At 64.3% G+C, this 25,102-nt stretch carries 24 protein-coding genes and 1 pseudogene; 6 read left to right on the top strand and 19 right to left on the bottom strand.

From position 1 onward, the window contains the following. Positions 1 to 37: 37 nt before the first annotated feature. Entirely contained in the window at positions 38 to 769 is a 732-nt protein-coding gene (locus tag C2H86_RS18270) for a GntR family transcriptional regulator (RefSeq protein WP_159409233.1), read from the bottom strand. 151 nt (positions 770 to 920) lie between these two features. On the opposite strand from C2H86_RS18270, the gene C2H86_RS18265 reads away from it, so the two are divergent. Beyond that, a complete protein-coding gene (locus tag C2H86_RS18265; RefSeq protein WP_159409232.1) occupies positions 921 to 2,099 on the top strand; it encodes an MFS transporter in 1,179 nt (392 codons plus the stop codon). 196 nt (positions 2,100 to 2,295) lie between these two features. Continuing rightward, the gene (locus C2H86_RS18260) at positions 2,296 to 5,772 is read left to right on the top strand and encodes a hybrid sensor histidine kinase/response regulator (RefSeq protein WP_159409231.1); all 3,477 of its coding nucleotides are present in this window, start codon (positions 2,296 to 2,298) and stop codon (positions 5,770 to 5,772) included. Here the strand turns inward: C2H86_RS18260 and rmuC are convergent. Together rmuC and C2H86_RS18250 are read right to left on the bottom strand one after the other, a co-directional pair. Next, positions 5,744 to 7,117, bottom strand: a complete 1,374-nt coding sequence (gene rmuC, locus C2H86_RS18255) for a DNA recombination protein RmuC (RefSeq protein WP_163986035.1) — start codon at positions 7,115 to 7,117, stop codon at positions 5,744 to 5,746. The genes C2H86_RS18260 and rmuC overlap by 29 nt on opposite strands. A gap of 172 nt (positions 7,118 to 7,289) precedes the next feature. After that, positions 7,290 to 7,631, bottom strand: a pseudogene (locus C2H86_RS18250) (sel1 repeat family protein); the annotation flags it as partial. 955 nt (positions 7,632 to 8,586) lie between these two features. Between C2H86_RS18250 and C2H86_RS18245 the strand changes: the two are divergent. The 3 genes from C2H86_RS18245 to C2H86_RS18235 all read left to right on the top strand — a co-directional run bounded on the left by C2H86_RS18245 (position 8,587) and on the right by C2H86_RS18235 (position 10,953). Next, on the top strand, positions 8,587 to 8,811 hold the full coding sequence (locus C2H86_RS18245; protein ID WP_012313162.1) for a hypothetical protein: 225 nt from the start codon (positions 8,587 to 8,589) through the stop codon (positions 8,809 to 8,811). 248 nt (positions 8,812 to 9,059) lie between these two features. Then, positions 9,060 to 9,542, top strand: coding sequence for a hypothetical protein (locus C2H86_RS18240; protein ID WP_159409228.1), 483 nt, complete (start codon positions 9,060 to 9,062; stop codon positions 9,540 to 9,542). Between the two features lie 157 nt (positions 9,543 to 9,699). Then, positions 9,700 to 10,953 carry an OmpP1/FadL family transporter gene (locus C2H86_RS18235; RefSeq protein ID WP_163985980.1) on the top strand — a complete coding sequence of 418 codons (1,254 nt, stop codon included), beginning with the start codon at positions 9,700 to 9,702 and terminating at the stop codon, positions 10,951 to 10,953. A gap of 43 nt (positions 10,954 to 10,996) precedes the next feature. On the opposite strand, the gene C2H86_RS18230 is transcribed toward C2H86_RS18235, so the two are convergent. Beyond that, complete coding sequence (locus tag C2H86_RS18230; RefSeq protein ID WP_159409226.1) at positions 10,997 to 11,926, bottom strand: LysR family transcriptional regulator; 930 nt, start codon at positions 11,924 to 11,926, stop codon at positions 10,997 to 10,999. Between the two features lie 114 nt (positions 11,927 to 12,040). On the opposite strand from C2H86_RS18230, the gene C2H86_RS18225 reads away from it, so the two are divergent. Next, positions 12,041 to 12,301, top strand: coding sequence for a DUF2798 domain-containing protein (locus C2H86_RS18225; RefSeq protein ID WP_159409225.1), 261 nt, complete (start codon positions 12,041 to 12,043; stop codon positions 12,299 to 12,301). A 280-nt stretch (positions 12,302 to 12,581) separates the two neighbouring features. On the opposite strand, the gene C2H86_RS18220 is transcribed toward C2H86_RS18225, so the two are convergent. The 15 genes from C2H86_RS18220 to cobO form a co-directional block, all read right to left on the bottom strand. Next, entirely contained in the window at positions 12,582 to 13,133 is a 552-nt protein-coding gene (locus tag C2H86_RS18220; protein WP_159412952.1) for a glutathione peroxidase, read from the bottom strand. A 46-nt stretch (positions 13,134 to 13,179) separates the two neighbouring features. Further along, on the bottom strand, positions 13,180 to 13,308 hold the full coding sequence (locus C2H86_RS28555) for a hypothetical protein (RefSeq protein WP_275898205.1): 129 nt from the start codon (positions 13,306 to 13,308) through the stop codon (positions 13,180 to 13,182). After that, on the bottom strand, positions 13,305 to 14,507 hold the full coding sequence (locus C2H86_RS18215) for an MFS transporter (protein ID WP_159409224.1): 1,203 nt from the start codon (positions 14,505 to 14,507) through the stop codon (positions 13,305 to 13,307). The genes C2H86_RS28555 and C2H86_RS18215 overlap by 4 nt, the downstream gene beginning before the upstream one ends. Before the next feature lie 63 nt (positions 14,508 to 14,570). Continuing rightward, entirely contained in the window at positions 14,571 to 14,975 is a 405-nt protein-coding gene (locus tag C2H86_RS18210) for a MarR family winged helix-turn-helix transcriptional regulator (protein ID WP_103449525.1), read from the bottom strand. A 42-nt stretch (positions 14,976 to 15,017) separates the two neighbouring features. Next, a complete protein-coding gene (locus tag C2H86_RS18205) occupies positions 15,018 to 16,196 on the bottom strand; it encodes a glycoside hydrolase family 5 protein (protein ID WP_159409223.1) in 1,179 nt (392 codons plus the stop codon). Positions 16,197 to 16,342: 146 nt separating this feature from the next. Beyond that, positions 16,343 to 17,071 carry an adenosylcobinamide-GDP ribazoletransferase gene (locus C2H86_RS18200; RefSeq protein WP_159409222.1) on the bottom strand — a complete coding sequence of 243 codons (729 nt, stop codon included), beginning with the start codon at positions 17,069 to 17,071 and terminating at the stop codon, positions 16,343 to 16,345. A gap of 1 nt (position 17,072) precedes the next feature. After that, a complete protein-coding gene (gene cobC / locus C2H86_RS18195) occupies positions 17,073 to 17,630 on the bottom strand; it encodes an alpha-ribazole phosphatase family protein (protein ID WP_159409221.1) in 558 nt (185 codons plus the stop codon). Further along, positions 17,627 to 18,682 (bottom strand): nicotinate-nucleotide--dimethylbenzimidazole phosphoribosyltransferase, encoded by a 1,056-nt coding sequence (cobT, locus tag C2H86_RS18190; RefSeq protein WP_159409220.1) that lies wholly within the window; start codon positions 18,680 to 18,682, stop codon positions 17,627 to 17,629. Before cobT ends, cobC begins: the two co-directional genes overlap by 4 nt. Then, a complete protein-coding gene (gene cobU, locus C2H86_RS18185; RefSeq protein ID WP_159409219.1) occupies positions 18,679 to 19,200 on the bottom strand; it encodes a bifunctional adenosylcobinamide kinase/adenosylcobinamide-phosphate guanylyltransferase in 522 nt (173 codons plus the stop codon). The genes cobT and cobU overlap by 4 nt, the downstream gene beginning before the upstream one ends. Before the next feature lies 1 nt (position 19,201). Beyond that, complete coding sequence (locus tag C2H86_RS18180) at positions 19,202 to 20,656, bottom strand: cobyric acid synthase (protein ID WP_159409218.1); 1,455 nt, start codon at positions 20,654 to 20,656, stop codon at positions 19,202 to 19,204. Continuing rightward, a complete protein-coding gene (gene cobD, locus C2H86_RS18175) occupies positions 20,653 to 21,645 on the bottom strand; it encodes a threonine-phosphate decarboxylase CobD (protein WP_159409217.1) in 993 nt (330 codons plus the stop codon). Before cobD ends, C2H86_RS18180 begins: the two co-directional genes overlap by 4 nt. Next, positions 21,638 to 22,546, bottom strand: coding sequence for an adenosylcobinamide-phosphate synthase CbiB (cbiB, locus tag C2H86_RS18170; protein WP_159409216.1), 909 nt, complete (start codon positions 22,544 to 22,546; stop codon positions 21,638 to 21,640). Before cbiB ends, cobD begins: the two co-directional genes overlap by 8 nt. Further along, positions 22,543 to 23,193: a 5,6-dimethylbenzimidazole synthase gene (bluB, locus tag C2H86_RS18165; RefSeq protein ID WP_159409215.1), complete on the bottom strand. Its 651-nt coding sequence runs from the start codon at positions 23,191 to 23,193 to the stop codon at positions 22,543 to 22,545. The genes cbiB and bluB overlap by 4 nt, the downstream gene beginning before the upstream one ends. Continuing rightward, positions 23,190 to 24,485: a cobyrinate a,c-diamide synthase gene (locus C2H86_RS18160; protein ID WP_159409214.1), complete on the bottom strand. Its 1,296-nt coding sequence runs from the start codon at positions 24,483 to 24,485 to the stop codon at positions 23,190 to 23,192. Before C2H86_RS18160 ends, bluB begins: the two co-directional genes overlap by 4 nt. Continuing rightward, positions 24,482 to 25,093, bottom strand: coding sequence for a cob(I)yrinic acid a,c-diamide adenosyltransferase (gene cobO / locus C2H86_RS18155; RefSeq protein ID WP_152954129.1), 612 nt, complete (start codon positions 25,091 to 25,093; stop codon positions 24,482 to 24,484). Before cobO ends, C2H86_RS18160 begins: the two co-directional genes overlap by 4 nt. Positions 25,094 to 25,102 lie beyond the last annotated feature (9 nt).

Raw genomic sequence — 25,102 nt, 5'->3', positions numbered from 1 at the left:
GCAGACGGGTAACGGGCAAAGCGGCCGGTTTAACGGCTCAGCGAATGTCGACGCGGTAGCGGAAATGCTGCGCGTGACCGCGCGAGCGGCGCCATTCCAGCGGTTTGCCGGCGTAGTCGCGGGCCAGGCGCTCGATCACCACCACCGGGCTGTCGGCCGGCAGTTGCAGCAAGCGACCATGGGCTGCATCGACAGCTTCGGCGGTCAGGGTCTCTTCGGCGTAGGCGACCACCTGGCCGCAAAGCTCCTCGTAGATCGGGTAGAGCAGCGGGCCTTTGCTGTCCAGCTCGACGTCGAGCAGCGGCTGGAAGGTCTGGCGCGGCAGCCAGATTTCCTCGGCGAGCACCGGCTGGGCGCCGAGCAGACGGGTACGGACAATGCGAATGACCTCGGCCTCGGCGGCCAGGCCCAGCGCTTCGGCAACGGCCGACGGTGCCGGTACCGGCTCGATCGAGAGAATGCGGCTTTCCGGCATCAGTCGCTCGCCGGTGGCGCTTTCAAAGCGGAAGAAGCGGAACAGCGAAGACTGAAACTGCGGGCGACGGATGAACGTGCCGCGGCCCTGCTGACGCTCCAGCACGCCTTCGGCGACCAGCACGTCCACAGCCTTGCGCACCGTGCCGACGGACATGTCGAACTCGGTGGCCAGGGCGGCTTCGGTGGGAATGGCCTCGCCCGGGCGCCAGCGGTTGTTGGCGATCTGCTCGATCAGGTGATCGCGCAGCTGTTGGTAGCGTGGCAGTCGAGCATCACCGGAGAGTGGGTGCATGGGTCGGCTCTCGTCTTGTTATGTAAACATATATATGAATTCTCCCGAGAGTATTCCCCTGCGGGGTGAGGGCTGTCAATCCTCCGCTGGTCGCCGATGCCGGCCTCACTTATCCTCAAGCATCGCAAAAACCCACAACAAGGACGTGGTAATGCTCGCCGCCCTGAAAGGCTACCCCGCCAGTGCCCGCCTGCTGCTGGCCACCACCTTCACCCTCACCGTGGCCCGGGCACTCACCCTGCCCTACCTGGTGGTTTACCTGGCCGACAACTTCCAGCTGTCGATCGGCCAGATTGGCCTGCTGATCGGTGGCGCATTGATCGTTGCCTCGCTGCTGAGCCTTTACGGCGGGCACCTGGTCGACACCGTGCGCAACCACACCCTGGTCAGCGCCAGCACGCTGGTCTTCGCCCTCGCCTTCGTGGCGGCCATCGCCAGCCGGTCGGTGTGGCTGTTCTTCACCTGCCTGGTGCTGATCAACCTGGCCCTGGCAGTGGTCGACATCGCCGCCAAGGCCGGCTTCTGCGCGCTGCTGCCAGTGGAACAACGGTCCGAGGTGTTCGCCATCAAGTACACCCTGAGCAACGTCGGTTATGCCGTCGGCCCGCTGCTCGGCGTGGCCATGCTGGAGCTGGACGAACACCTGCCTTTCATTGCTTCGGCGCTGACCGGCCTGGGGATGTGCCTGGCCTACTGGCGGCTCGGCGACCGTGGGCTGCAGGCCAGCGCCCAGGTGCAGCAGAGCGCCGGGTTCAGCCAGGTGGCGCTGGGCCTGGCGCGTGACCGTCGGCTGGTGTGCTTTACCTTGGGTGGCGTACTGAGTGCGGTGGTGTTCGGCCAGTTCACCGCTTATCTGTCGCAATACCTGGTGGTGACCAGCAGCGCCAGCGAGGCGGCGCGGCTGGTCGGCTACCTGGTGACCACCAACGCGGTCACGGTGATTGCCCTGCAGTACCTGATCGGTCGGCGCATTGGCCGCCAGCAGCTGATGCCCTGGCTGCTGGCCGGCATGGCGCTGTTCATTGCCGGGCTACTCGGCTTTGCCATGGCAGGGTCGATGGTGGCCTGGTGCCTGGCGATGCTTGTGTTCACCCTGGGCGAGATCATCGTCATCCCTGCCGAGTACATGTTCATCGACCTGATTGCACCGGAGCACCTGCGCGGGGTGTATTACGGGGCGCAAAACCTGTCCAACCTCGGGGCAGCGCTGGGGCCGGTGCTGGTGGGGTTTGCCCTGGGGCGATGGTGGCCGGGGGTGATCTTCTACCTGCTGGTGATGTCGGTGATACTGGCTGGGGTGTTCTACTGGCTGGGTACCCGTCGGAATTGATGCTGTCGGCACTGGCCTCTTCGCGGGACAAGCCCGCTCCTACAGGTATTGCATTGGCTCTGGGGCACGCGCAATACCTGAACGATGAGCCTGCGACGACTCGCCGCTGCGACCATCGTCGGCGCTGACGAACCGTCGCACGCGTGCCAGACTGATTGATCGGGACCGCGTTATCTTTTTTTGCTCCGGAGTTTTCATGTCGTTGTCCAGCGGGCTGATCGCCGTGGTCGCCCTGGCCTATATGGCCATCATGTTCGCCATCGCCTTCTACGGCGACCGCCGCAGCACACCGTTGCCGCCGCGCCTGCGTGCGTGGGTGTACAGCCTGTCGCTGGCGGTGTACTGCACCAGCTGGACGTTCTTCGGCGCGGTCGGCCAGGCGGCCGAACAGCTCTGGGCGTTCCTGCCGATCTACCTCGGCCCGATCCTGCTGCTGATCTTCGCGCCGTGGGTGCTGCAGAAGATGGTGCTGATCAGCAAGCAGCAGAACATCACCTCGATCGCCGACTTCATCGCCGCCCGCTACGGCAAGTCGCAGTCCCTGGCGGTGGTGGTAGCGCTGATCTGCCTGGTCGGCGTGCTGCCCTACATTGCCCTGCAGCTCAAGGGCATCGTGCTCGGCGTCAACCTGCTGATCGGCGCCAACGCCGACGCCACCGGCACCCGCGTGCAGGACACCGCGCTGGTGGTGTCGCTGGTGCTGGCGCTGTTCGCCATCGTCTTCGGCACACGCAGCCTGGACGTCACCGAGCACCACCGCGGCATGGTCCTGGCGATTGCCTTCGAGTCGCTGATCAAGCTGCTGGCATTCCTCGCCGTGGGCGTGTTCGTGGTGTTCAACCTGTACGACGGCTTCGACGACCTGCTGACCCAGGCGCGCCAGTCGGTGCAGCTGGACAGCTACTGGCAGGAAACCATCAACTGGCCGTCGATGGTGGTACAGACCGCCGTGGCGATGATGGCGATCATCTGCCTGCCACGGCAGTTCCACGTCACCGTGGTAGAGAACATCGAACCCCAGGACATGCGCCTGGCGCGCTGGGTGTTCCCACTGTACCTGGCCCTGGCCGCGCTGTTCGTGGTGCCGATCGCCCTGGCTGGGCAGATGCTGCTGCCGGGCACGGTGATCTCCGATTCCTTCGTCATCAGCCTGCCACTGGCCGAAGCGCACCCGAGCCTGGCCCTGCTGGCCTTCATCGGTGGTGCTTCGGCCGCCACCGGCATGGTCATCGTCGAGGCCGTGGCGCTGTCGACCATGGTCTCCAACGACATGCTGCTGCCCTGGTTGCTGCGCCGCAACAACGCCGAGCGGCCGTTCGAGGCGTTCCGCCACTGGATGCTGTCGGTGCGCCGGGTGACCATCGTGGTGATCCTGCTGCTGGCCTATGTCAGCTACCGCCTGCTCGGCTCCACCGCGAGCCTGGCCACCATCGGCCAGATTGCCTTCGCCGCCGTCACCCAGCTGACCCCGGCCATGCTCGGCGCGCTGTACTGGAAGCAGGCCAACCGCCGTGGCGTGTTTGCCGGCCTGGCGGCGGGCATCTTCCTGTGGTTCTACACCCTGGTGCTGCCGATCATCGCCCATAGCCTGGGCCTGTCGTTGGGGCTGTTCCCGGGCCTGGCCTGGCTGCATGGCAACCCGCTCGACCTGCCGATCAGCCCCTTGACCCAAGGCGTGGTGCTGTCGCTGGCGGGCAACTTCACCCTGTTCGTGTGGGTGTCGATGCTGTCACGCACCCGCGTCTCGGAACACTGGCAGGCGGGTCGCTTCATCGGCCAGCAGACCAGCGCCCGGCCCAGCAGCAAACCGCTGCTGGCGGTGCAGATCGATGACTTGCTCAATCTGGCATCGCGCTTTGTCGGCGAGGAACGCGCGCGGCAGAGCTTCATCCGTTTCGCCTACCGCCAGGGCAAGGGTTTCAACCCCAACCAGAACGCCGACGGCGACTGGATCGAGCACACCGAACGCCTGCTCGCCGGTGTGCTCGGCAGCTCCTCGACCCGCGCCGTGGTCAAGGCCGCCATCGAGGGCCGCGACATGCAGCTCGAGGACGTGGTGCGCATCGCCGACGAAGCCAGCGAGGTGCTGCAGTTCAACCGGGCCTTGCTGCAGGGCGCCATCGAGAACATCAACCAGGGCATCAGCGTGGTCGACCAGAACCTGCACCTGGTGGCCTGGAACCGCCGTTACCTGGAGCTGTTCAACTACCCCGACGGGCTGATCAGCGTCGGCCGCCCGATCGCCGACATCATCCGCTACAACGCCGAGCGCGGCCTGTGCGGCCCTGGCGAGGCGCAAGTCCACGTGGCGCGGCGCCTGCACTGGATGCGTCAGGGCCGTGCCCATTCCTCCGAGCGGCTGTTCCCCAACGGCCGGGTGATCGAGCTGATCGGTAACCCGATGCCCGGTGGCGGCTTTGTCATGAGCTTCACCGACATCACCCCGTTCCGCGAGGCCGAACAGGCGCTGCGCGACGCCAACGAAGGCCTGGAGCAGCGCGTGGCCGAACGGACTCACGAGCTGTCGCAACTCAACCAGGCGCTGTCGGAAGCCAAGAGCCAGGCCGAAGCGGTGAGCAAGTCCAAGACCCGCTTCCTGGCTGCAGTCAGCCACGACCTGATGCAGCCGCTGAACGCTGCGCGGCTGTTCTCCGCCGCCCTGTCGCAGCAGGCCGAAGGCATGAACGAAGAGGCCCAGAAGTTGGTGCAGCACATGGACAGTTCGCTGCGCTCGGCCGAGGAGCTGATCAGCGACCTGCTGGACATCTCGCGCCTGGAAAACGGCAAGATCACCCCCGACGCCAAACCCTTCGCCCTCAACGAACTGTTCGACACCCTCGGCGCCGAGTTCAAGGTGCTGGCGGCCGAAAAGGGCCTGGAGTTCCGCCTGCGCGGCAGCCGCCTGCGGGTCGACAGCGACATGAAACTGCTGCGCCGGGTGCTGCAGAACTTCCTTACCAATGCCCTGCGCTACGGCAAGAGCCCGATCCTGCTGGGGGTACGCCGCCAGGGCGAGCAGCTGTGGCTGGAGGTGTGGGACCGTGGCCCGGGCATTGCCGACGACAAGCTGCAGGTGATATTCCAGGAGTTCAAGCGCCTGGACAGCCACCAGACCCGCGCCGAAAAAGGCCTGGGCCTGGGCCTGGCGATTGCCGATGGCCTGTGCCGGGTGCTTGGCCACAGGCTGGAGGTCCGCTCCTGGCCCGGCAAGGGCACGGTGTTCCGCGTCAATGTACCGATAGCCCACCAGGCCGCGGCAGCGCCGAGCGCCCCGGTGGAAGCCGCGAGCCAGCCGCTGGCCGGCTTGCAGGTACTGTGCGTCGACAACGAAGACAGCATCCTGATCGGCATGAACAGCCTGCTCAGCCGCTGGGGCTGCCAGGTGTGGACCGCCCGCAACCGCGCCGAATGCGAAGCGCTGCTGGCCAAGGGTATGCGCCCGCACCTGGCGCTGGTGGACTTCCACCTGGATGACGGCGAAACCGGCACCGGGCTGATGGGCTGGTTACGTGCGCGCCTGGGCGAGCCGGTGCCCGGCGTGGTGATCAGCGCCGACGGCAGCAAGGAAACCTTGGCCACCGTGCATGCCGCAGGCCTGGACTACCTGGCCAAACCAGTGAAACCGGCGGCCTTGCGCGCCCTGCTCAATCGCCATCTGAGCCTGGTTCAGTAACCGCCTCGTCGGCCATTGCTTCGTCCGAAAGTGCCCGTTCCAGCAGCTCGGCCGGCAGGCTCTTGCTGGCACGGGCCCCAAGCAGCTTGAGCTGCTCGCTGCGGCTGACCAGGTTGCCGCGACCTTCGCACAGCTTGTTGCGTGCCGCGGCGTAGGCCTTGTCGACCTGTTGCAGGCGGTTGCCCAGTTCGTCCAGGTCCTGGATGAACAGCACGAACTTGTCGTACAGCCAACCGGCGCGCTCGGCGATCTCACGGGCGTTCTGGCCCTGGCGTTCCTGCTTCCACAGGCTGTCGATGACCCGCAAGGTGGCCAGCAAGGTGGTCGGGCTGACGATCACGATCTGCCGGTCGAACGCCTCCTGGAACAGGTTGGGCTCGGCCTGCAGGGCTGCCGAGAAGGCCGCCTCGATCGGCACGAACAGCAGCACGAAATCCAGGCTGTGCAGGCCTTCGAGGCGGTTGTAGTCCTTGCTTGAGAGACCTTTGACGTGATTGCGCAGCGACTGCACATGCTGCTTGAGCGCGGCTTCGTCGTTGCTTCCGACAAATTGCTGGTAGGCGGTGAGGCTGACCTTGGCATCGACCACCACCTGCTTGTCACCGGGCAGCATGATCAGCACGTCAGGCTGGAAGCGCTCGCCATCGGCGCTCTTCAGGCTGACCTGGGTCTGGTATTCGCGACCTTTCTCCAGGCCGGCATGCTCCAGCACCCGTTCGAGGATCAGCTCGCCCCAGTTGCCCTGGGTTTTCTGCCCCTTGAGTGCCTGGGTGAGGTTGGTGGCTTCGTCGGACAGGCGCAGGTTGAGTTGCTGCAGGCGCTCCAGCTCCTTGCCCAGCGAGAAGCGCTCGCGGGCTTCCTGCTGGTAGCTTTCCTCGACGCGTTTTTCGAACGCCTGGATGCGCTCCTTGAGCGGGTCGAGCAACTGGCCCAGGTGCTGCTGGCTGGTCTGGGCGAAACGTTGCTCGCGCTCGTCGAAGATCTTCGTGGCCAGGTCGGCGAACTGGGCACGCAGGGTGTCACGGGCCTCCTGGAGGTCTTCCAGGCGCTGCTGGTGGCTGTCCTGCTGTTCGCGCAGCTCGGCCTCCAGGCGCGCGCTCTGGGCCTCCAGGCGGCGCAGCTCGGCTTCGCGAGTGGCGCGTTCGAGGTGCCAGGCGTGGGCGGCATCGCGGGCGTTGTCGCGGTCGATCTGCAGCAGCTCCAGTTCACGGCCCTGGGCGGCCAGTTGGGTCTGCTTGACGGTATTGGCTTCGCTGAGGTCGCTGATCTCGTCGCGGCTGGCATCCAGTTGCGCCTGCAGGCCGGCCTGAGCCAGTTGCGCACTGCTCAGGCGCTCTTCGAGCAGGGCCTGCTCGCCCTGGCGTGCGCCCTGACGGCGCTGCACCTGCATGACCCAACCCAGGCAAGGCAAGGCCCCTGCCACCAAGCCCAGCAGAATGCTGGTCAGATCCACTGCCATGCTTACCCCGATCACACTGTTGCGAGTTGAGAGCAGCTTATCAGTCCGCTCGGTCGGGCGCCTGTTCCGGCGCATCGGCCTGGAACAGCCGCGCATACTCCAGTTGCGCCCGCCGGTCCCCGGCCCGCGCCGCCTGGCGCAGCAGTTCATGGCCGATGCGCCGGTCGCGGGCATTGCCGCAATCGCGACAGAGCATCTGCCCCAAACGGCTCTGCGCCACCACCACGCCTTCACGCGCGGGCTGCTTGAGCAGGCGCCCGGCGATGTGCTTGACCTGCTGCTTCTCACCCAGGCGCGGGCTGTCGAGCAGCCAGAGGGCCACTTTCAGGGAAAAGCGTTTGTGCGAGGGGGCTGATGAGGCAACAGCGGGGCTGGCGAGGGGTTTACCGCGAAACTTCATGACCGACAGGGATGGCAACTCGAAAGGCGCGCCACTCTACTCCTTTTTTTCGCGCATGACGTGTCGATTTCCGGAGGATTGAAATTTTTTTTCGATGATTTTTTCTTGACGTTTCCGAGTGGATGACTGGCTGGTCGGCTGATGCCTGTCGATTGTCGGACAGTTCTCTAATTTGCTGGCACGCCCGTCCTAGAGCAAGCGCTCGGGACAATCCACAGTTCCTGTGGATAACTCGGTGGACAACCCCTCCAATGAGCCAGCAAACCCCCGTGAAATGGGGGTTACAGTCAAACTGACGATTTTTTCACCAGCAAAAATTAGTGTTTTTTTTCATTGACTTAAGCTGCCAGTCAAGTCATTGGCGAGCCCGGGCAGCGCTGTTTCCGGGCTGTTACAAGTCGCTCCTCGAATGTGAACAAGTGCACCGAAAGCCTGCATTTGGATGCACGAAATTGGCTCATCAGGCCGGTTGCAGGCCAGTTGCCCGCTCTTCCCATAAGGCGAAAGACGAGCCATACTGCGCGGCTCACCTGAAGAAACGTGCAAGGCTTGCAAAGGTCGCACCTTTTCGGTAAGGTGCGCACCGTTAGTACCCAAGCTGAAAGTCAATTCTGGCCAGAAGCGTCCTTGCAGCCCCTCGCTCTCCCGAACGATCGCTGCTGAAACCAGGACCGGCCCACTCGATGATTCACTCGGCAGCCCAGCGCTGTTCAAGCACGAATCAACCGGAAGATTGATCAGGATTCCACCCCGACGGCCTAGAACCTTGGCCCCGGCGTGCTGCCTGCCTTCTGAAGTACCTACCAGTCAGCCCAAGCGCCCACACTTTGATTGCGCTCTCTCTGGCTGCCCTGTTCCAGTCAGGTTCGTTCGTCCCTTAATAAAGGCGTCACTGGAACGTTTCTATCATGCACGGATCATACCTTCCGTGTTTAAAGCAGGAACCTCCAACAATATGCAAACTCATCATCAAATTCAGGCTGCCATTGGCACCCTCTCCCAGGCCTTCTCGCCGTTGAAGTGCCTGATCACTGCCCCACGCAAGGGCAACTTCAGCTTCACCCTGGTGGACGAACACGGCGTCGCCTGCCACACCGAACGCCTGTACCCTGAACAGTACAGCCGCTCGGAACCGCTGCAGGCAGTGATCGCCCGCACCCGCCAATCGCTCACCGCGTGAGTGGCGAATATCGGGGTATTCAGAGGCTGAATGGCACCTGCCACATGCTGCCTGATCGTTCTTGGCTTAAGTGCTGCAAGGCATATAGCGCCGAATGGCAGGCAGCAATCGATTTAAAAACAGCCCTTTACACCACGATTATCACACTACACTTCAACTCGAGCGGTCCTTACCGCTTCCGGCGGGCCTGACCAATTTACAGCTGCCAAGCTCCAGCGCCCGTCGGCCCTTTACTGCTCGAGGGCATCATGGGTATCGCGGCGAATGAATTGTGTCAGTATGTGATCCGACCAACGTTGGTCTATCTGAATCGTCACTGCGCCAGCGCCGAGGCCCTTCTGCTCGGTATCGCGGCCTGCCAGTCGGCACTCGGCTCAGCCTTGCACGACCGTCGTGGCCACGGCCTCTACCGCATTGGCGAAAGCCGTCACCAGGCCGTCTGGGACCACTTTCTTGCCCGTGATCCGGATCTGGCCAGCCTGGTACGCGGGCTGGCCAGCCAGCACGCCTTCCTCGGCGGGCCCCACCTGGAACTGACGGTGAACCTGCGCTATTCCACCGCCATCGCCTGGATGCTCATCGAAGAGCAGTCCACGCCGCTGCCAGCGGCCGATGACCTGATTGGCCTGGCACGTATCTGGCGGCAGATTTTCCACCCTCAAGGTCGCCTGCGCGACTTCACTCAGGCCTGGCAATTGTGCGTTGAGCAGAAATTGCCACAAGCATCTTAAGACGCTTCCTACACCATTACCGGAAAAAAGGGAATTTTGGTCGGATTGTCCTACAAAACCGCTCTATCTCCTGTGATTCAGGCTATAGCGCGGCGCGTAAATTGTTGGTAGCTTTTCGCCCCGGAGATCACAAGGAGTTTCTAATAATGAAAAAGCAATGCTCAAAACCTCCCTCGGCGTAGCCGTTGCTCTCGCTTCCTGCCAACTGTTTGCTGCGGGCTTCGCCCTCAACGAACAAAGCATCAGCGGCATGGGTACCGGTTTTGCAGGTCGTTCTTCCGCTGCCGATGATGCCAGTACGGTGTATGGCAACCCTGCCGGTATGTCTCGCCTCAAGCGCCAGCAAGTGACCGTGGGCGGCGCAGCCGTCATTGCCAAGACCGACATCTCGGGCCCGGGTAGCAGCCCGCTGCCAGGGGAAACCGACGGTGACATGGTGCCAACGGTAGGGGTACCGATGGGCTACTACGTCAAGCCGCTCGATGAGCACTGGAGCGTCGGCTTCGGCGTTTACGTGCCGTTTGGCCTGGTTACCGATTACGGCAGCGGCGATGCCGCTCGCTATTGGGGCAAGAAGAGCCACGTCGAGGTCATCACGTTCCAGCCAACCGTCAGCTACGCCTTCAATGACGTCGTGTCGATCGGCTTTGGCCCGACCATCAACAAGATCAAGGGCGAGCTGGGGTCGAACACCATCAACCCGCGTTCTCCTGGCGTCAATGATGGCGAAGTGAAGATCAAAGGGGACGACACTGCCGTCGGCTACAACATCGGTATCCTGGTTCAGGCCACCGATCGCACCCGCCTCGGCCTGACATACCACTCGATGGTCGATTACAAGCTCGAAGGCAATACCAAGATCAACAACGCCCTGATCGGGCCTTTCAGCGGTAGCAAGTTCGACGCCACCCTGAAGATCAAGACGCCTGAGTCGGTAGACTTCTCGGTCACCCACGAGCTGGACGACCATTGGACCCTGTATGCAGGCAGCACCTGGACCCGCTGGAGCCGCCTGAAGGATATCACTGTCAACAACGAAGTCCCGGCACCACTGTCCGCGCAGTTCGGCACCATCAGCGAAGAGCAGAACTGGCACGACACCTGGGCCCACGCCATCGGCGCGTCCTACAAGGTGAACAAGGAGTGGGTCCTGCGTACCGGCTTCTCCGTCGACCAGTCGCCAACCAACAACACCGACCGCTCGCCGCGCATCCCTACGGGTGATCGCAAGGCAATCAGCATCGGTGCCGGTTACAGCCCAACCGACGACATGACCATCGACGTGGCCTACTCCTACCTGTGGGAAGAGGACACCAAGGTCAACCTGGCCAGCCCCACAAAGGGCCGCTACCAGGCCAAGTACGAGAACAGCGCTCACGGTATCGGTGCATCGCTCACCTACCGTTTCTGATTCGTACCCGCCCCATCAAGAAACCGCCCTCGTGGCGGTTTTTTCATGCCTGCACTTGCCAGCTATCGCCCAACGACTCACGCAGGTAGTCCATGAACGCACGCACTTTTGCGGTCATGGCAAAGCGATCGGCCACGCACAGGTAGATATCCATTGGCTCGGTCTGGGCATAGGCCTGGCCGCTGTCGCTGTATTCGAACAGCGGCAGCAGTGTTCCCGAGGCCAGATGCGGCCTGACGATAAATTCGGCCAAGCGGGTGATGCCGCCATCGTTGAGGGCCATCTGGGTCAGGGCATCGATGTCGTCACTGATCAGTACGGTGCCGAATTCCGCCTCGAAACGCATGCCATCACGTACAAAGCCCCAACGCAGGAAGCGGCCGTCCACCGGATAACGGAAGACCAGGCAGCGGTGATCCCGCAACACCTCGGGTGTAGTCGGCAAACCGGCACTGGCGAGGTAACCCGGTGACGCGCAGCAGATGAATGGGATGCGGGCGATGTGCCGCGCCAGCAGTTGGTCTTCCAGTTGCGGGGTGATGCGCAGGCTGACATCAACATCTTCGCGGGCGTGATTGACCTTGCGATCAGTCGTTATCAACTCTATCGAAAGTAATGGATAGCGGGCGCTGAAGGCCGGGATCAGCGACGCCAGCACATGGCGACCAAAAGCAGAGGTCGAGGCGATGCACAGCCGCCCTTGTGGCTCACTGTCGGGTGTGCTGACCGCTTGTTCAGCAAGGGCCAGGTCGCGCTCGATGTGCCTTACCCGCTCGTAATACTGGCTACCGGCAGGCGTCAGCGCCATGCTGCGGGTGGTACGGCTGAGCAGACGCACATGCAGGTGCCCTTCCAGCCGCGCCAGGTTCTGGCTGACCGCCGCCGGGCTGAGGCCGAGGTTGCGGGCGCCGGCGGCGATGCTGCCGGCTTCGACCACCTTGATGAAGCTGCGGATGGCGTTGAGCAGATCCATGGGAAGCTCTTCGATTCGTAAGAATCTCTTTATAAAGAACTCAATCCAGCGGGTCTACAGCCGCTGCCGGAGGCATTGCTAACCTGCAGCCTCAGTCAACTTGAAGGAGATCGCATGAGCAATCTGTCCCACGCGCGCAGCCGACGCAAATTACGCCCGAGCGCTACGCCGTACGTATTCGCGCTCTACATGTCGTCGATCATGGCGCTACTGATGTGCTTCGTGATCACCGCGGCGAATGCCGGGGTAAATCCGGAGTACCTGAGCAATGTGCTGAAGGCTTACCAATTGGCGATGCCCGTGGCATTCGTGTGCGTGCTGATGGTAAGGCCGGTGGTGCTGAAGCTGGTGGCGATGACGGTGCATCCACACTAACCGCCTAGCTTTTGCTTTTGCCTTTGCTTTTGCTTCTGAGCGCGCTATAGCTCAGCAAACGCCGAATGCGACTTCAGGAGGCCGAGCGCAGGTCTTGCGGAGGGAGTTGACGGGCATGGATGCCCGTCAAGCGCTGCGGCCCAGGATGGGCCGTTCAGCGCGGTCCTCCCGGGAGCAAGGCCGGAGCGTTCGGCCTCCTGAAGTCGCACTCTGTGTCGCCTGGACTACCGCGCGCTTAAAAGCAAAGCAAAAGCAGAGCAAAAGCGGTAATCCGCTTGCACTACGGATGCGAAGCTATCGCCTTCTCGATCGCGGCCCTAAAGGCGGGATCATCGGGTTTGGTCAGGCTCGAGAAGTTGCCGATCACCTTGCCCTGACGATCCACCACGTACTTGTAGAAATTCCACTTCGGCGCACTGCTCTGGCTCGCCAGCTCGGCAAACAGCGGTATCGCATCCTTGCCGCGAACCGCCTGGGTCTTGGTCATGGTGAAGGTCACACCGTAGTTGGCGTAACAGACCTTGGCCGTCTTCTCGCTGTCGGCATCTTCCTGCTTGAAGTCGTTGGACGGCACGCCCAGCATTTCCAGACCTTGCTCGTGATACTCCTTGTATGTCGACTCCAGCCCCTCGAACTGCGGCGCAAAACCGCAATAGCTGGCCGTGTTGACCACCACTAACGGCTTGCCGCCGAAGCGTTGGCACAGGTCGACCTGCTCCTTGCCTCGCAATTCAGGCAAGCTACCCTGCAACAGCGCCGGGCAATCGGCAGCCCAGCTGGAACTGGCAGCCAGCAGCGCCAGCAACGGCATCGTCAACCAATGGGCACGCATCATTCATTCCTCCGGCAAGACTCTCCTCGAACTTGCAGGGTAGCGCTTAACAAACACCCATGCCCAGTTGCATCAACGGCAACCCACCCCGCTGCCATCCCCACCACGCCAGCACCAGCACCAGCAACAATGCCGCAGCTGCCAGCACCAGCCCACGGGCCAGGTAGCGGTTCATGCCGCCTGCACCTGCAAGCGGGCAACCGGCCTTTCACGTACCGGCCAATTGAGCGCGGCAGCCAGCACGCTGAGCAGAATCGAAATCTGCCAGACCAGGTCATAGTTGCCGGTCTGGTCGTACACCACGCCACCCAGCCAGCCACCCAGGAAGGCGCCCAACTGGTGGAACAGGAAGACGATGCCGCCGAGCATCGACAGGTTGCGCACGCCGAAGACCGTGGCCACGGTGCCATTGGTCAAAGGCACGGTGGAAAGCCACAGCAGCCCCATGGCAATACCGAACAGGTAGGCACTCACCTGAGTCACCGGCAGCCACAGGAACAGCGCAATCACCACCGCACGCAGCAAATACAACGCGGTGAGCAGACGCGGCTTGGACATGCGCCCACCCAGCCAGCCGGCTGTGTAGGTACCGACGATGTTGAACAACCCGACCAGCGCCAGCACCGTGGTGCCGGTAGTCGCTGGCAGGTGCTGATCAACCAGGTAGGCAGGCAGGTGCACGCCAATGAAGACCACTTGAAAGCCACAGACGAAGAAGCCCAGGGCAAGCAGCCAGAACCCGGAGTGCGAGCACGCCTCGCGCAAGGCCTCGCCCAACGTCTGCTCCGCACCCTGACTGGGCAGCGGGCGGTCACGCAGAAGACCGACAAAGGGCACGATCAACGCCACCAGCAAGCCAAGCACCAACAGCGCCGACGACCAGCCCAGCCATTCGATCAGGCCAAGGGTACCAGGGAGCATGGCGAACTGGCCGAAGGAACCGGCAGCGCTGGCGATGCCCATGGCCATGCTGCGTTTCTCTGCCGGCACGGCGCGGCCGACCACACCGAGGATCACCGAAAACGAGGTGCCAGACAGGCCGATACCGATCAACAGGCCAGCACTGAGCGACAGCGACCAGGCCGAATCGGCGGTGCTCATCAACAGCAGGCCAGCGGCATAGAGAATGCCACCAATGATTACCACCCGCGCCGCACCGAGGCGATCGGCCAGCGCACCGGCAAACGGTTGTGCCAGGCCCCAGATCAGGTTCTGCAGGGCGATGGCAAAGGCGAACACTTCACGCCCCCAGCCAAAGTCGGCGCTCATCGGCGCCAGGAACAGCCCAAAACCGTGCCGCACACCCAGGGACAGCGCCAGGATCAACGCTGCCCCCACAAGTACCCACCCGCTGGTTCGCCAAACCGAAGTCATTGTCGTTATCTCCAGCACATCGCAAGGTTGTACGGGTATATACCCGCTTCTAGTCGTAATAATTCAGGCAAGCCGCTCCAGCAAGCGCACAAGCTCGTCACGCTGCCCTTCGCCCAATTGCTCGACCAGCATCAATTGCGCCTGCTCCCAGGCTGGATGAGCCTCTTGCAAGCGTGCCGCACCCGCCTCGGTCAGCAACACCACACGGTTGCGCTGGTCATCGCCATCGGCGAGGGCGACCAGGCCTTCGGCCTCCAGCACGCGCAAGTTACGGCCCAAGGTACTGCGCTCCAGGCCCATGGCCTCGGCGAGCGTGGTAATACTGGGGCGGTCGAGCCGTTGCAGGTGGCGCAACAGGGAAAACTGGGCGACATTGATGCCGAAGCCGGCAAGGGCCTCGTCGTAATGCCGGCTCACCCCACGGGCGGCGCGACGCAGGTGGGTGCAGATGCATTCACTGGTCAACATGAATACGTGTATATACCCGCACCCAGGCTGTTGCAAGAAGTTTCAGTCTGCCAGACGTCGCCGAATCGGCTCGAATTCCGCTGTGGCCTTGCGTACCAACGGGTCTGGAGCCCCTTGCTCTATGGCTTGCCAATACCGCCAAGGCACCTTGGCCGATCCCAGTTCGTAGTCCATGCCATCCCAGCTGTCTTCACGGAAGCTGTAGAACGCCCAGTGCAACCGATGCCGGTCCATGACCGAGAGGACGTCTTCCAGATATTCGCTGCAACCGGGCAGTCGGCGCATGCACCCGAACTCCCCCACGACCAGCCGGGAAGGCGGCAGCTTCATGCGCTCCATCCAGGCCAATGGCAGGTTCAGATACTGACGAACCCGTTCGGCATCCCACTGCTGGTTTTCACCCCCAAACGGCGCCGGGCCGGGGTAATCGATGGGGGGCTTGCGCAGCAGGTTCGGCGCACTGGTGGCCGCATAGGGTTCATACATGTGCACGCTGTAGAGCACGCGATCATCCTGCAAGGGCGCTTGCCAGTAACCGAAGGCGTCGGCGCTGGCGAACCAGCCCGCGTCGACCATGATCGGCGTCTTGGCATCCACCTCGCGTATTGCTGCGATCAATTGCGCGTACAGCGCAGGCAGGTCACGCGCCCCACCCTGCACCTGGGCGTACCATTGCCGCATGTGTTCAGCCGCAGCATGTTCGGCCAGGCCGCCAAGTTTTTCGGGGGCAGGTTCGTTGACCAGGTTGTAGGCGGCGATGGCAGGATGATCTTTCAGCTCCTGGGCCAGGTCTCGCCAGAAGCGGGCCGCTTGCCGAGCGTATCCGTCACCTTGCCAAAGACGGTCATCGAACTGCCCCTGGTTGTTTTGCGACCAGCGCATGCCAGGTAGCGATAGCGGCGCAATGACCACCTTGAGCCCTGCCCTGTGTGCGCGATCGAGAGCATCGCGCAGTTGTTTGAGATCGGCAGCAGGCAACTGTTCATACCGGTCCGCATCGCCCAACAGGAAGTCACGCTGCGCCGGCTTCCACTTGTCGTAGGACAGCCGTACCCAGCTCGCGCCATATGCACTCAATGCATCGAAGTAGCCCTGGTCCGGCGGCAAGCGATTGAAGCTGTTGCCGCCGTGGCGCGGGGTGTTCCAGAAGTCGATCAGGTCGGCTGCAGTAACGGAGCCGCTGACAGTAACCAACAACAAGGCCAGCAGGAGTCGTCGCATTGTCCATGCCTTCGCGGTGGAAGAAAAACCGCGAGCATAGACAGCTGCAGAAAAGGCGTCATTTCCTGAATTTTTTCAGCATTTTTCCGCAATTCTGCAGCCAGTTTCATCCGAAAGGATTTTCGCCAAGCACTGTAGGACTGTTCCTAAATCGCCAAGCCCAACAGCACAGTCAGTTCGAGAATCTCAAGCGTGGCGCCTGCGGTATCACCCGTGGTCCCACCCAGACGCTTACACATCAACCGGCGTAACCCGATGAAAACCACGATCGCCGCCAGCATCGGCAAGATCGCGCGCGCGCCACCCGCCAACAGACACAACAGCAAACTGGCCAGCAGAACCCACACGGCCGTACGCCGCGGCAAGTGCTCGGCCAGCGCCTGCCCCAGTCCCCCGCGACGCACGTAAGGCGTGCCGAGAAACAACCCGAGCATCGCCGCCCGCCCCACCACCGGCGCCAGCAGCAAGGCCATGCCCGCCCCCTGCTCCACCAGCACCCACAGGGCACAGAACTTCAACAGCAATACCAGCACCAGGGTGACCACGGCTATCGGCCCGCTGCGTGGATCTTTCATGATCTCCAGCGTGCGCTCGCGGTCACCGAAGCCACCTAGCCAGGCATCGGCACTGTCGGCCAGGCCATCCAGATGCAAAGCGCCACTGAGCAACACCCACAGCGTCAGCAACAGGGCCGCGTGCAACGGCGCCGCCGTACCTTGCAGCAGGTGGCTGGCCAGCCACAGCAACAGGCCAAACAACAGCCCTACCAGTGGGTAGCACAACAACGAGCGGCCCATTTCACGTGGCTCGGGCATCCCCGGCAAACGCACCGGCAGGCTGCTAAGGAACTGCAGGGCAATCCAGAACGGCAGCATGTCAAAGCACCTCGTGCATCGCGCCACTCTCATCCACCGCCAGGCGCATCAGGGCGCCATGGCCAACCTCGACCTGCAGCAACTGCTCCCTGGGCAGCCCACGGGCACGCGCCAGTAGCAGGCGCATGACACCGCCATGGGTGACCAGTAGCACGCGCTTGCCAGCGTGCTGCTGGCGCAGGCGCCCGACGGCAGAGAGCACACGCTCGGCAAAGGCAGCGACAGGCTCCCCTGCAGGCGGCGTGTAGCTGTATGGATCGGCCCAGAAACGCCCAAGCTCGTCAGCATGGGTTTGCATGATCTGCAAGGCACTGCGCCCTTCCCACTCACCAAAATGCAGTTCCTGCAGATCGGCCTCCAGCTGAACCGGCATGCCCAGCTGCTCGGCAAAACGCGCACAGCGCTGCAACGGCGAACTGACCAGCACATCCCAGGGGCCAGCACCTGCCAGCGCGTCACGCATCTGGCCCCAGCCCTTGTCGGTCAAGGCATCGTTCAGGCTGCCACGCAGGCCGCCGCCCTGCTCCGTTTCACCGTGGCGCAGCAGGTCGAGGATCATGCCGGGCGGTCCGCCACCGCCGCTTCGGCGAAGGTCGCCATCTGCCCATGCAGGGCGCAGGCCAGGCGTATCAGCGGCACCGCCAGGGCGGCGCCACTGCCCTCGCCCAGGCGTAGGCCCAACGCCAGCAATGGCTGGGCTTCCAGTGCCGCGAGCAGGGTCTTGTGCCCAGGCTCGGCGCCTTGGTGAGCGAACAGCAGCCAGTCACGGCTCTGCGGATTGAGGCGCACCGCCAGTAATGCCGCGACGCTGCAGATGAAGCCATCCACCAGCACGGCGATACCTTGCTGGGCGCAGGCCAGGTAGGCACCGGTCAGCGCAGCGATCTCGTAGCCACCGACACAGGCCAGCGCCTGCAGCGGCTCATCGGCGCGCAGGCCGTGCAGCACCAGGGCGCGTTCGATCACTTCGGCCTTGTGGCGAACGCCTGCGCTGTCCAGGCCGGTACCGGGCCCGCTCAGCTCACGGGCAGGGCAAGCCAGCAAGGTGCTGGCCAGGGCGGCGGCGGCAGAGGTGTTGCCGATGCCCATCTCGCCACCGATGAACAACTGCGCGCCACTGGCCGCTGCACGCAGGGCACTGTCGCGACCGGCCTGCAGGGCAGCCTGCAGCTGGGCATCGGTCATGGCCGGCTGGCGGGCGAAATTTGCGGTGCCGGCGCCGAGGCGAAGGTGCAACACCCCTGGCAGTTCCAGCTCAGGGTCGATGGTGCCCAGGTCGACCACTTCAAGGTTGGCCTGCAGCTGGCGCGCGAGCACGCTGATCGCCGCGCCACCGCCGACGAAGTTGCGCAGCATCTGCCCGGTGACTGCCTGCGGGTAGGCCGAAATGCCCTCTTCGACCACACCGTGGTCGCCTGCGAAAATAGTGATGGCGACCTGATCCAGGGACGGCCGCTCGCGGCCTTGCAGGCCAGCCAGCTGCACGGCCAGGCCTTCCAGCTGGCCGAGCGAGCCGGCAGGTTTGGTCAGCTGCTGCTGACGGGCGCGGGCCTGGTCCATGGCGGCGTTGTCGAGGGGTTGGCAGGCATCACGCCACCAGGCTTGGTTCATAGAGCGGGTCCTTTGAGCATGAGAGGTAGGCCGGCCACGGTCAGCACCACGCGCTGGCAGCGTTCGGCAACGGCCTGGTGCAGCCAGCCGGCCAGGTCGACATAACGGCGGGTCAGCTCGCCCAAGGGCACCACGCCCAGGCCGGTTTCGTTGCTGACCAGAATCAGGGTGCCAGGCAAGTGCTCCAGGCAGTCGAGCAGCGCATCGCGCTCTGCGGCCAGCCGCTGGGGATCTTCAAGCATCAGCAGGTTGGTCAGCCACAAGGTCAGGCAGTCCACCAGCAGGCAACGGCCTTCGGCGGCTTCTGCACGCAGCACGGCGGCCAGGGCCAAGGGCTCTTCGATCAGCCCCCAGTGTTCAGGCCGACGCTGACGGTGCAAGCGTACGCGCTCGTTCATTTCGCCATCGAGCGGCTCGCTGGTGGCGATATAGGTGACGGGCAGGCCGCTGTCGCTGGCCAGTTGCTCGGCCAGGCGGCTCTTGCCCGAGCGGGCGCCGCCGAGGATCAGGTTGCGCATGTCAGGCGACTCCACACAGCGTGCGCAGGTGCGCGGTATCCAGGTGCGTTTCCACCAGGTCGGCCAGGCGCTCGATGTCACGTTCGCGCAGGGCTTCGTAATCGATGGACTGCACATTTTCCAGCCCCGCCCAGCGCAGCAGCGCGGCACACGACTGGCTGCCCTCGAACAGGCCATGCAGGTAGGTGGCGAGGATCTGGCCATCGGCACTGACCGCACCGTCACAACGGCCATCGGCGAGCTGCACGGCGGGCTGCTCCAAGGCAGGCCCTGCGGTGACGCCAGCATGGATTTCATAGCCGGCGACCGGTGCGGCTTGCAGGTTCAGGGTCCCGGCAACGTTGCGCAGTTGCTTGTCGGCTTCGAGCACCGTCTCGTAATCGAACAGGCCAAGTCCAGGGCTGGAACCGGGGGCGCCCTCGAGGCCAAGCGGGTCGTGGACTTCACGGCCGAGCATCTGCAGGCCGCCACAGATTCCGATCAGTTTGCCGCCATAGCGCAGGTGCCGCTCGATGGCCTTGTCCCAACCGCGCTCGCGCAGTTGCGCCAGGTCGCCACGCACGCTCTTCGAGCCGGGCAGGATGATCAGGTCGGCGGCCGGAATCGGCTGGCCCGGGCCGATGAACTGCAGATCGACCTGCGGGTGCAGGCGCAGCGGGTCGAAATCAGTGTGGTTGCTGATGCGCGGCAACACCGGGACGATCACCTTGAGCACACGGTCCTGCTTGGTACCCTGACGGATGTCGATGCCATCCTCGGCTTCCAGGTGCAGGTCGGTGACATAGGGCAGCACGCCCAGCACCGGTTTGCCGGTGCGTTGCTCCAGCCAGTCCAGGCCCGGCTGCAGCAGCGCGATATCGCCGCGGAAGCGGTTGATGACGAAGCCCTTGACCCGCGCCTGCTCGCTCGGCGACAGCAGTTCGAGGGTGCCGACCAGGTGAGCGAACACCCCGCCACGGTTGATGTCGGCCACCAGGATCACCGGGCAATCTACCGCCTCGGCAAAGCCCATGTTGGCGATATCACCGGCGCGCAGGTTGATCTCGGCCGGCGACCCCGCCCCTTCGACCATCACCACCGGGTAGGCCGCACTGAGGCGCTGGTGCGAGGCCAGCACCGCCTGCATGGCGATGGCCTTGTAGTCGTGATAGGCCACCGCGTTCATGCTGGTGACCGCACGACCGTGGATGATCACCTGGGCGCCCGTGTCGCTGTTGGGCTTGAGCAGCACCGGGTTCATGTCGGTGTGCGGCGCCAACCGGCAGGCCTGGGCCTGCACCGCCTGGGCACGGCCGATTTCGCCACCATCGGCGGTCACCGCGCTGTTGAGCGCCATGTTCTGCGGCTTGAACGGCACCACGCCGACGCCCTGGCGCAACAGCCAGCGGCACAGGGCGGTAACCAGCGTGCTCTTGCCCGCATCGGAGGTGGTGCCTTGCACCATGAGGGTGGTCATGCCGTTTCCTTCTGATAATCGGCCAAGGCCTGGGCCAGGCGCTGCTCGTCTGCAGCAGTGGCCGGCAGGCCAAGGCGCACGGCGGCCGGCTGCTCGAACAGGCGCACGAGGATGCCACGGCGGGCGAGAAAGTCATGCAAGTGGGCTGCACGCTCGCTGCGCACGTACTGGAACAGGTCGCAGCCGCCGCTGGGCGCCAAGCCGCAGCCTTGCAGCAGCGCTGCCAGGCGCTGGCTGGCCAGGGCGCAGCGTTCGATCTGGGCCTGATGCGCCGCGTGGTCGGCGAAGCAGGCTTGCGCCAGCACCCGGGTCGGGCCACTGACGGTCCAAGGCCCGAGCAGCTCTGCAAGCCGCTGCAACAGCGGCAGCTCGGCCACTACGCAGCCCAGGCGCACACCGGCCAAACCAAAGAACTTGCCAAACGAACGCAGCACGATCAGGCCCGGGCGCTCGGCGCAATCAGCCACGCTGTGTTCCGGGGAGTTATCCATGAACGCTTCGTCCACCAGCAACCAGCCACCGCGCTCTGAGAGACGCGCATGCCAGGCCAGCAGCCGTTCACGCGGCACCAGCCGCCCGGTCGGGTTGTTCGGATTGACCAGCACCAGCACGTCGAGCTGATCGAGCTGCGCCTCGACCTGGCTTTCATCCAGCTCGATCAGCTGATGCCCCGCCCGCTGCCAGGCATGCGGGTGCTCGGCGTAGCACGGCGTCAGCACACCCACGCGCCCCAGCGGGCGCAACAGGGGCAAGGCCTGGATGGCCGCCTGGGAGCCTGCCACCGGCAATACTTGCCGTACGCCGTAATAGTGTCGCGCAGCGTCTTCGAGACCGTCGTCGGCTTCCGGCAGGCGTGCCCAGGCGTCCAGCGCAATGGGGGGAATCGGGAAAGGCCAAGGGGCAATGCCGCTGGACAGGTCCAGCCAGTCTTCGCGGGCGATTGCGTATTGCCGCACTGCCCGCAGCAGGCGGCCACCGTGTTCAAGCATTCAGATAGGCTCCCACGCAGATCAGCAGTACCCACAACCAGACGCCTCGCTGCACCAGGCTCCAGCCGCGCTCGATGGCATCGGCATCGGCCATCGGCCCTTCACCCAGGCGCGGGCGCTCGTGCAGTTCGCCGTGGTACACCGCCGAGCCGCCCAGTTCGACACCCAGCGCACCGGCACCCGAGGCCATGACCGGCCCGGCGTTGGGGCTGTCCCACAGCGGCGCCTGCTTGCGCCAGCAGGCCAGGGCCAGGCGCGTCTTGCCCAGCAGCGCGTAGGTCAGCGCCACGAGCCTTGCGGGAATGTAGTTCAGCCCATCGTCAATGCGCGCGGCGCACCAGCCGAAGCGCTCGAAGCGTTCGTTGCGGTAACCCCACATCGCATCCAGGGTATTGCTCAGGCGGTACAGCACCACACCCGGCGCACCAGCGACGACGAACCAGAACAGCGCGGCGAACACCGCATCACTGCCGTTCTCCAGCACCGATTCAGTGGCTGCGCGAGCCACGGCAGGCTCGTCCAGTTCGCGGGTTTCCCGGCTGACCAGATAACCGACACGGCGCCGCGCCTCTTCCAGGTCACCTTGGCGCAAGGCATTGGCCACCGGCAGCACATGCTCGCCAAGGCTGCGCAAGCCGAGGGCGCAATACAGCGCCAGCACGTCCACCAGCCAGCCGACGTAGGGCAGCCAGGACAGGATCAGCGCCACCAGGGTCAGCGGTACCACGGCCAGGAACCAGGCGCTCACGCCATGGCTGCGCCAGCCGCGACCACCGGCATTCAAACGGCGCTCCAGGCTCGATGCCAGGTTGCCGAAGCCCACCAGTGGATGCCGACGCCGAGGCTCACCCAGCAGCGCATCCAGGGCCACACCGGCCACGGTCAGCAAAGCGACGCTCATGGGCGCTCTCCCCATTGGTTCTCGAACAGCATTTCACTCAAGGGGCGTTCCTCAGCCCAGTTTTCCTGTACCAGCATCGGCTGTGTGTAGAATTCGGTGACCGGCCCCAGGCACAACACCGCCACCGGCTTGGCCCCAGCGGGCATGCCCAGCAGCGCGGCCAGGGCCTTTGGGTCGAACAGCGAGACCCAGCCCAACCCCAGGCCCTCGGCACGGGCGGCCAGCCACAGGTTCTGGATGGCGCAGGCCAAGGAGGCCAAGTCCATTTCCGGCAGGGTGCGGCGGCCGAAGATGTGCGGCTCGCGGTTGTCCATCAACGCCGCTATCAGCACTTCGGCGCAGTCGCTGATGCCCTCGACCTTGAGCTTCATGAAGTCATCGGAGCGTTCGCCCAGGGCTTTGGCGGTACGCACCCGCTCCTCTTCGACCAGGCCCTGAATGTGCCCGCGCAGCTCGCGTTGAGTGATGCGGATGAAGCGCCAAGGCTGCATCAGGCCGACACTGGGCGCCTGGTGCGCGGCAGCCAGCAGGCGCCCGAGCACCTCCGGCGCGACCGAGCCACCGGCAAAGTGGCGCATGTCTCGGCGCTCACCGATGGCACGGTAGATCGCGGCGCGCTCGGCGGCGCTATAGGCGTGATCACTCATGGCCGCAACAGCGCCGCCGCCGCATCAGGGTTGGACGGGAAGTAGAAGTGCACGTAGGAGGCGGTCAGCCGGCCCAGTCGATACACCGCTTCGTTGCCGCGCCCGCCATTGGGGCTCAGGCCCCGGGCGATCGGCTCCAGTTCGGTGGTCGTCAGCGAGTGGTGATAGGTATGCCCGCGCAGGGTGCCTTCCGGCAGTTCCACGGCCTGCAAGGCCAGGGCCGCCAGGCGCTTCTGCATGGTTGCCTCGCCGGGCAACAGACCAAGCAGTTCGGCACGCTCGCCTGCGACATCGGTCAGTGCATCGAGCAGATAGAGCATGCCGCCGCATTCGGCCAGCAACGGCTTGCCCTGGGCGTGATGGGTACGGATCGCTTCGCACATCGGTGTATTGGCAGCCAGCACGTGGTGATGCAGTTCCGGATAACCACCCGGTAGATACAGGCTATCCACTGCCGGCAGTTCATGATCGTGCAGAGGGGAGAAAAACGACAGCTGTGCGCCCAGGTCGCGCAGCAGATCGAGGTTCGCGCCGTAAGTGAAGGCAAACGCTTCGTCACGCGCCACGCCGATGCGCACACCGCTCAGCGACGCAGCACATGGCTGTGGTTCAGGCGCGGCAAACGCCACTGGCGGCGGCAAGGCAGCGTCGCAGCTGGCGCCGAGGGCTTCGGCAGCGGCATCGAGGCGGGCATCCAGGTCGTTCAGTTCGCTGGCCTGGACCAGCCCCAGGTGGCGGCTGGGCAGCTCGATGCCGCGCTCGCGCGACAGGCCGCCATACCAGCGCAGGCCCTCGGTCAGGCTGCCTTCGAGCAATTGCGCGTGGCGCAGGCTGCCAACCCGGTTGGCCAGCACACCGGCGAACGGCAGGTCGGCCTGATAACGCGCCAGGCCCAGGGCCAGGGCGCCGAAGGTCTGGGCCATGGCCGTGCCATCGATCACCGCCAGCACCGGCACACCGAAGTGGCGGGCCAGGTCGGCGCTCGACGGGGTGCCATCGAACAGGCCCATCACCCCTTCGATCAGAATCAGGTCGGCTTCTTCGGCGGCTTGCCACAGCAGTCGACGGCTTTCTTCGGCACCGATCATCCACAGATCGAGCTGGTACACCGGCGCGCCACTGGCACGCTCCAGGATCATCGGGTCGAGGAAATCAGGGCCGCACTTGAACACCCGGACGTTACGCCCAAGGTTGCGGTGCAAGCGCGCCAGGGCCGCAGTCACGGTGGTCTTGCCCTGGCCGGAGGCGGGTGCTGCGATCAGCACCGCCGGGCAGCTGCGCGTTTCACTCACAGTTCGACGCCCTTCTGCGCGCGGATACCGGCCTGGAAGGCGTGCTTGAGCATGCCCATCTCGGTGACGGTGTCGGCCAGCTCGATCATTTCCGGCTTGGCTGCGCGGCCGGTGACGATCACGTGCTGCATCGGTGGCCGTGCCTGGATGTCACTCAGCACCTGGTCGAGGTCGAGGTAGCCGTGCTTGAGGGCGATGTTCAGCTCATCGAGCACCACGAATTGCACACTCGGGTCTTGCAGCAGCTGGCGCGAGACCGCCCAGGCGGCTTCAGCGGCGGCGATGTCGCGTTGGCGGTCCTGGGTCTCCCAGGTGAAGCCCTCGCCCATCACGTGATAGCGCACCTGCTCGGGGAAGCGGCGGAAGAACAGCTCTTCGCCAGTGCTGTTGCGGCCCTTGATGAACTGCACCACGCCGCACTGCATGCCATGGCCCAAGGCGCGGGCAAGCATGCCGAAAGCCGAGCTGCTCTTGCCCTTGCCGTTGCCGGTGAGCACCAGCAGCAGGCCGCATTCATTAGGGGAGTTGGCAATGCGCTCGTCGATGACCGCCTTCTTGCGCTGCATGCGCGCCAGGTGGCGTTCGTCGCGTTCGGTGGATTCGCTCATGAAGGGTTC

Source organism: Pseudomonas putida, assembly GCF_009883635.2.
GTDB lineage: Bacteria > Pseudomonadota > Gammaproteobacteria > Pseudomonadales > Pseudomonadaceae > Aquipseudomonas > Aquipseudomonas putida_W.
Note: the sequence above shows the minus strand (reverse complement) of the source record. Positions and strands in the feature narration are given on the sequence as shown.